This is a genomic window from Streptomyces sp. 13-12-16 (assembly GCF_002114215.1).
Lineage (GTDB): Bacteria > Actinomycetota > Actinomycetes > Streptomycetales > Streptomycetaceae > Streptomyces.
Map to the genome: position 1 here is coordinate 1 of NZ_NCTE01000680.1, position 3,158 is coordinate 3,158.

Consider the following 3,158-nt stretch of genomic DNA (forward strand, 5'->3'; position numbering starts at 1 on the left):
GTCACCCCGTCCGCCGGGGTGCGCCAGCCGGCCTCGGTGAGGCGGGCGTGCAGGGCGTCCACGAGCAGGGGGTGCGGGCCGAGCGGCGCGGCCACGCGCGCGTGCAGCCGTGCCCCGGCGGCCATCTCGGGGATGTCCCGCTTGACGTGGTAGCCCCGGCTGAGCAGCAGCGGTACGAGGACGGCGGCGCCGGTGCCGTGCGCGTCCAGCTCGGCGAGGGTGTCGGGGAGCAGGGGCGCGTTCAGCTCGATGTGGCCCAGGTGCACGGGCAGGCCCGGCCGCAGTGCGCGGACGCGGTCCAGGAGCTGCCGTACGGTGCTCAGCGCGCGCGGGTCGCGGCTGCCGTGGGCCACGACGACGAGGGCGGGAGGGTTCGTGGTGTACGTCGTCATGCACCGATGGTGGACGCGGCACGTTGCCTTCCCGTTGCGCGGGCGTGACGGGTGTTTTCCCGCGGTTCACCATGTGGACGGCGGCGGGTGTGAGGCGGTTCGGCCCGGGGGTTCGCGCCGACCGTGAAGCCGGTCACAGTGCGTGACGTGAACCGGAAGGCTCGGCGAGGCGTCTCTCACGGTCGAGGACCGACCGGGGAGGGCCCGTCCGATGCGCCGTTTCGAAGTCCGCCGTCCGCGTCTGCCGCGTACCCGTACGGGGCGGCGGCGGCTGGTGCGGGCGGTGGTGACGGTGTGCGTGCTGGCGCTGCTGCCGGCGACCTGGCTGCGCGTGACGACGGACGACCGGCTGCGCACCACCGCCGACGTGCCGCGCACCGACGTCGCCGTGGTCTTCGGCGCGGGCCTGTGGGACGGGGAGCCCTCGCCGTATCTCGCGCACCGGCTGGACGCGGCGGTGGAGCTGTACCGCGCGGGGCGGATCGAGGTGGTCCTGGTCACCGGCGACAACAGCCGCGAGGAGTACGACGAGCCGGACGCGATGCGCGCCTACCTCACCCGGCACGGCGTCCCCGGCACGCGGATCGTCAGCGACTACGCGGGCTTCGACACCTGGGACTCCTGCGTCCGCGCGAAGAAGGTCTTCGGCGTGGACCGCGCGGTGCTGATCAGCCAGGGCTTCCACATCCGCCGCGCGGTGGCCCTGTGCGAGACGGCCGGCGTCACCTCGTACGGCATCGGCGTGGACGACCGCCACGACGTCACCTGGTACTACGGAACCGTCCGGGAACTGTTCGCGGCGGGCAAGGCGGCACTGGACGCCGCCTTCCGCCCGGACCCGCGCTTCCTCGGGCCGAGGGAGCCGGGGGTGGGGCGGGCGCTCGAGGAGGCGTCCGCGCGGAGCGCCGGGTGAACCCCTCACCGCGGGGTACGGCCGGCGGGGAGGTCGCCGTACCCGGCGTGTAACAACGGCCGGTGCGGTGCGTAACACCGGGGACGCAGCCTGGTCGCATGCGAGACACCGTGACGCCCACGCACTGCCCCTACTGCGCCCTGCAGTGCGGGATGAATCTGACGCCGGCCCCCGACGGGAGAGCCGTCGAGGTGAGTGAGCGCGCGGACTTCCCGGTGAACCGGGGGGCGCTGTGCGGGAAGGGGCGCACGGCGCCCGCCGTGCTGTCGTCGAGCGTGCGGCTGACCTCGCCGCTGGTGCGGTCCGAGGGGGGCGCGCTGGTGCCGGCCTCCTGGGAGGAGGCGCTGGCGCGGGTCGCCGGGGGGCTCGGGCGGACGCGTGCGGAGTACGGGGCGGACGCGGTCGGGGTGTTCGGCGGGGGCGGGCTGACCAACGAGAAGGCGTACAGCCTGGGGAAGTTCGCCCGGGTGGTGCTGGGGACCTCCCAGATCGACTACAACGGACGGTTCTGCATGTCGTCGGCCGCGGCGGCGGGCGGCAGGGCGTTCGGTCTCGACCGCGGGCTGCCGTTCCCGCTGGAGGACGTCCCGAGGACCGGCTGCGTGATCCTGGTCGGGTCGAACCCGGCGGAGACCATGCCGCCGTCGCTGCGGTACTTCACCGAGCTGAGGGAGAACGGCGGCACGCTGATCGTCGTGGACCCGCGCCGCACGAAGACCGCCGAGCAGGCCGATCTGCACCTGGCGCCGCGTCCCGGCACCGATCTCGCGCTGGCGCTGGGTCTGCTGCACCTGGTCGTCGCCGAGGGGCGCACCGACGAGGCGTACATCCGGGAGCGCACCAGCGGCTGGGAGGAGACCCGGGCCGCCGCGATGGCGCACTGGCCGGAGTACGTGGAGCGCATCACCGGCGTGCCCGTCCCCGAACTGCGGGAGGCCGTACGGATGTTCTGCGAGCCGGAGGCCGCGATGGTGCTCACCGCGCGCGGACCCGAGCAGCAGTCCAAGGGCACGGACACGGTGGGCGCGTGGATCAACCTGTGCCTGGCGACGGGGCGGGCGGGCCGGCCGCTGTCCGGGTACGGGTGCCTGACCGGGCAGGGCAACGGACAGGGCGGGCGTGAACACGGCCAGAAGGCCGACCAGTTGCCCGGCTACCGCAAGCTGACGGATCCGGCGGCACGGGCGCACGTCGCCGAGGTGTGGGGCGTGGACCCCGACTCGCTGCCGGGGCCGGGGCGCAGTGCGTACGAGCTGCTGGACGCGCTCGGTACGGACATCCGCTCGCTGCTGCTGATGGGCTCCAACCCGGTGGTGTCGGCACCGCGCGCCGCGCACGTCGAGGAGCGGATCCGCTCACTGGACTTCCTGGCGGTGTGCGACGTGGTGCTGTCGGAGACGGCCGCGCTCGCCGATGTCGTCCTGCCGGTGACGCAGTGGGCGGAGGAGACGGGGACGACGACGAACCTGGAGGGCAGGGTGCTGCTGCGGCGGCGCGCGATCACGCCGCCGGAGGGCGTCCGCAGCGACCTGGAGGTCATGCACGAGCTGGCCGCGCGGCTGGGCGGCGACCGGAACCTGGAGAAGGGCTTCCCGACCGACCCCGAGGAGGTCTTCGAGGAGCTGCGCCGGGCCAGCGCGGGCGGGCCCGCGGACTACTCGGGGATCACCTACCGGAGGCTGGCGGAGGAGAACGGCGTGTTCTGGCCGTGCCCGGCACCGACGGACGGCCCGCTGGACGCGGGCGGACCCGGAACCGGCACGGAGACCGGGACCGGGGTCGGCACCGGGGCCGGGGCCGGGGCCGATCCTCGCGGTGCCGACGGCACCGGCCGGCCCGGCACCGCCGACGGC

The 3,158-nt window shown here is 74.7% G+C and carries 3 protein-coding genes; 2 read left to right on the forward strand and 1 reads right to left on the reverse strand.

Going from position 1 to position 3,158, the window contains the following annotated elements; translation table 11 throughout:
- A partial coding sequence (locus B7767_RS25850; protein WP_179167287.1) for a sirohydrochlorin chelatase occupies positions 1 to 392 on the reverse strand: 392 nt, incomplete at its 3' end.
- Between the two features lie 211 nt (positions 393 to 603).
- Here B7767_RS25850 and B7767_RS25855 point away from each other — a divergent pair.
- Positions 604 to 1,305, forward strand: a complete 702-nt coding sequence (locus B7767_RS25855) for a vancomycin high temperature exclusion protein (RefSeq protein ID WP_085574295.1) — start codon at positions 604 to 606, stop codon at positions 1,303 to 1,305.
- 98 nt (positions 1,306 to 1,403) lie between these two features.
- A partial coding sequence (locus tag B7767_RS25860; RefSeq protein WP_107486329.1) for a molybdopterin oxidoreductase family protein occupies positions 1,404 to 3,158 on the forward strand: 1,755 nt, incomplete at its 3' end.